The sequence below is a fragment of the Candidatus Cryosericum hinesii genome (assembly GCF_003570985.1).
In the GTDB taxonomy this organism is placed as follows: domain Bacteria; phylum Caldisericota; class Caldisericia; order Cryosericales; family Cryosericaceae; genus Cryosericum; species Cryosericum hinesii.
Window position 1 is genome coordinate 10643 of sequence record NZ_QXIW01000013.1, and the last position, 2995, is coordinate 13637.

Annotated in this window: 3 protein-coding genes and 2 pseudogenes; all 5 read left to right on the forward strand. The window is 61.9% G+C overall.

Annotation, left to right across the window (positions count from 1 at the left end):
• Positions 1-574: pseudogene (locus tag SMC3_RS09270) on the forward strand (nicotinate phosphoribosyltransferase); the annotation flags it as partial.
• Positions 571-1134: a nicotinamidase gene (locus tag SMC3_RS02350; RefSeq protein WP_119088276.1), complete on the forward strand. Its 564-nt coding sequence runs from the start codon at positions 571-573 to the stop codon at positions 1132-1134. The pseudogene SMC3_RS09270 and the gene SMC3_RS02350, both read left to right, overlap by 4 nt.
• A 235-nt stretch (positions 1135-1369) precedes the next feature.
• Positions 1370-2491: pseudogene (locus SMC3_RS02355) on the forward strand (transglycosylase SLT domain-containing protein); the annotation flags it as partial.
• Between the two features lie 26 nt (positions 2492-2517).
• Complete coding sequence (locus tag SMC3_RS09875; protein ID WP_413814573.1) at positions 2518-2616, forward strand: stalk domain-containing protein; 99 nt, start codon at positions 2518-2520, stop codon at positions 2614-2616.
• Between the two features lie 14 nt (positions 2617-2630).
• A partial coding sequence (trhA, locus tag SMC3_RS02360) for a PAQR family membrane homeostasis protein TrhA (RefSeq protein WP_207799632.1) occupies positions 2631-2995 on the forward strand: 365 nt, incomplete at its 3' end.

The following is a 2995-nucleotide window of genomic DNA, read 5'->3' on the forward strand; positions in this document are numbered from 1 at the left end:
ACTGGGCCACGTCAAGATCTCGGTCAGCAACCAGCTCGACGAGTACGTCATCGAATCGCTCGTGGACCAGGGCGCCCCCATCGACATGTTCGGTGTCGGGACACGCCTGGTGACCGGCTACAGCGATGGCGCGCTGGACGGCGTCTACAAGATGGTCCAGCTCAAAGGGAGGCCGATCATCAAGATTTCCGAAAACCCGGCCAAGATCAACATCCCGGGCGAGAAGGAGCTGTATCGGTACTATGACGCCGGGGACGGTCTCTGGCTGCTCGACGGCCTGTGTCTGGCAGGGGGCGACGACGAACCGACCGTCCTGATGCACCCGGACTTCGACTACAAGAAGACCGAGGTGGCGGGGCTGAAGCGCGAGAATATCCGCAAGGAGATCGTCAGGAACGGCGAACTCGTGTACGCGTTCCCCACCCTTATCGAGACCAGGACATGGAGTGCCCAGCGGTTCTCCCTGCTGTACGGCGAGCACAAGCGTTTTGCCAACCCGCACACCTACCACATCGGCGTGAGCCGTGAGCTGTTCGACCTGCGGCGCAGCCTGATCGATGCCCGGTCGTCATGAGCCAGGAATCCTTCGGTCCAGAGTCGGCCCTTCTCGTCGTCGACGTCCAGAATGACTTTTGCCCTGGCGGCACGCTGGCCGTGGCCGAAGGGGACGCCATCGTCCCAGTCATCAACGCATGGATGCCACGGTTTGCCACCGTCGTCGCCTCGCGCGACTGGCACCCCGCGAACAGCGTCCACTTCAGCAGCTGGCCTCCTCACTGTATCGCGGGCACGTACGGCGCACAGTTCAGAGCCGGACTCGACACCGGGCGGTTCCTGCTGGTCCTGGACAAAGGGACGGGCAACGCCGACGACGGCTACAGTGCGTTTGAGGCGACCAGCGAGGACCTCGAGAGCTGGCTTCGCGGCAGGGGCATCGAGATGCTGTATGTCTGCGGTCTCGCGACCGACTACTGCGTTCTGCAGACGGTGCTCGACGCACGTCGACTCGGGTTCGGCGTCACGGTCATCCGAGACGCTATTGCTGCCGTGGAGGTCAACCCCGGTGACGGACAGCGTGCTCAGGAAGCGATGGAGGCGGCAGGCGCCCACTTTACTCTATCGGGACAGAATTGACTGTTGCAACACGATGGCAGTCGGGGACGTGTTCCCCTGGGTGTTGTTGCAGCGAGGAACAAGGAGTGCATGACGTGCGTCCAACCAGTGCGCGCATGCACCAAATTGATGCATGGTTGTACACCGTGGGTGCCTGCTGTGCCGAACTGGTCAATTTCTCTGGAATGAGGTGCATAAAGCCTTGAGCAAGATGTGCTTGTCGAACCGCTCGATCGTTCTTGTCCTTGTCGTTGCAATGGTATTGTCCTTGTGCGTCGGTCCCGGCACGGCTCTGGGCACGCCCCTTGGGGTGAACCCTCCCGTCACGTATATTCGTGCGTCTCTCAAGGCTGCAGCTCTGCGCTACAACGTGCCCTCGATCATCCTGATGGCCATCGCCTACCAGGAATCGGGATGGCGTCAGTTCGACGCAAACGGCAACACGGTCACAGGGTCGGATACGACCTCGCTGGACATGGGTATCATGCAGATCAACAGTTCGGGGCGCACCGACGTCGCCCGTCTCATGACCGACATCGACTACAACATCGATACCGGAGCCAAGATGCTCGATGGCAAGTGGAAGTTGACGCCCGGCATCGGCGACCGCGACCGGAACGTTCTGGAGAACTGGTACTACGCCATCTGGGCCTATAACGGCTTCTCGTCTACCAACAACCCCAACACGCCCGGCGGAAGGCACTTTCAGGACAGCATTCTTGCCCTGATGGCGCGGCAGGTCCTCGGCAGCGACGGGCAGCCACTGTGGCCCCCGGTTGCGGTCACACCGCCCAGCCCTGCCCTTGTTGTCAGCCCGGTCGGATGGATCCCCACGCCACAGCCTGTGCACTATGGCGACCTGTATGGAGGATTCAACCCTGGGAACCCCGTCGGGGTACTGCAGGGTCCGGCCGATCCGGGTGCTCTTGCTGCGGCCGGAGAGATCGGCCAGGTCCGTATCACGTGGTCGCCATCGACAGCAGGCAGCTACACTGTCCTGCGCTATGATATCTACCGCAGTCAAGGCGCGCCGGACATCCAGAAGGCCGAACTCGTGGCCGAGACAAAACCCGATGCAACGCAATTCGTCGACATTGGTCCGCTCCAGCGGACGCCCTATTACTACTGGGTCCTGTGTGAGGACATCCGGGGAAACGTCAGCAATCCGGTGGGACCTGTTGAGGCGCAGCCCATCATCATGACGAGTCCTATCACTAAGATCACCCTTGTTTTCACCCTCGACAAGCCGGCCGTCGTCATGAACGGCGTGACCGTCCCCATGGAGACGGCGCCCGTGATCGAGAACGGGCGGACCATCCTTCCTATCCGGTATGTTGCCACACCGCTTGGGACACAGGTCCTGTGGAATTCCAAAGAGCAGAAGGTCACGCTCCTCGGCANNCCATGCTGCCCCTCCGCTTCGTCAGCGAGGCTTTCGGCGCGGAGATCCTGTACGACCCACTACTGCGGACCGTCACCGTTACCCTGAACAAGACGACCTAGGAGGCGAGGCGCTCGTGGTCAAGCTCAAGGAGCACTTCAATGGCATTTCGCACTTGGTCGGGGGCCTTGCCGCCATCGTCGTCACGGTCCTGCTCGTCAGGGCGGCCGACATTCGCGGAGGCGCCAGGGCGGCCACCCCCTTCCTCGTCTACGGCCTCAGCATGGTCCTTCTGTACTTTGCGAGCGCCTCGTACCATCTGCTCGATGTCAGTCCCAGAACCCACGTCATGCTGCGCAGGCTCGACCACATCAGTATCTCTGTCCTCATCGCGGGCAGCTACACGCCTATCTGTCTCATCGCGCTGCGGGGCAGCGTGGGCACGTGGCTCTGCTGGGCCGTGTGGGGACTGGCCGGGGCCGTGATCCTGACCGACGTCTT

Excerpts from the sequence above, each read along its gene's own strand:
- SMC3_RS02350 (WP_119088276.1), top strand. The coding sequence starts at position 571 with ATGAGCCAGGAATCCTTCGGTCCAGAGTCGGCCCTTCTCGTCGTCGAC.
- SMC3_RS09875 (WP_413814573.1), top strand. The coding sequence starts at position 2,518 with ATGCTGCCCCTCCGCTTCGTCAGCGAGGCTTTCGGCGCGGAGATCCTG.